Source organism: Lysobacter sp. N42, assembly GCF_004344885.1.
On record NZ_SKFB01000171.1, the window covers coordinates 1 to 502 of the forward strand.

At 69.7% G+C, this 502-nt stretch carries 1 protein-coding gene; it reads left to right on the forward strand.

What is annotated here, in order from left to right; all coding sequences use genetic code 11:
• Nucleotides 1-212: 212 nt before the first annotated feature.
• The coding region (locus EYQ95_RS26695) for a hypothetical protein (RefSeq protein ID WP_207916747.1) at nucleotides 213-502 on the forward strand (290 nt) is incomplete at its 3' end.

Here is a 502-nt window from a genome sequence, read left to right on the forward strand (position 1 = left end):
GCTAACACCTGAGTTAAGCCGCGCCGCGAAGCGGCGTCGGCTTGGACGAATTGTTAGCGCCCGGCCCGGTTGGGACAGACGCCACCGAAGATTTACGACCGCGAGCATGCCACGCCCCGTTCGGAACGGCAGCTGCCCGCGAGCCCGGCCGCGACGGGAGCAAAGCGGCACGGCCGAACGAGCCGCGCTGCGCCAGCAGGGCGGCAAAGCCGATGCGGCAGGGCAAGCCGATTGCCACAACCGCCGGGACGTGTCCGGGCAGGGTGCCGCGCTGCGACGGTTTGGCCGTGCGGCCGGCGCGGCGCGGCACGCTGCGTGGAGCCGGCGAACCAGCCGGGCACGACGCGACGGTGCATCGCTACGTGCTTGCGGTGCCACCGACACACGAGCGCAAAAAGTACGACCGCGACAGACACACCCCGAACACCGAGCCCCAACTGCGGGCGCTAACACCTGAGTTAAGCCGCGCCGCGAAGCGGCGTCGGCTTGGACGAATTGTTAG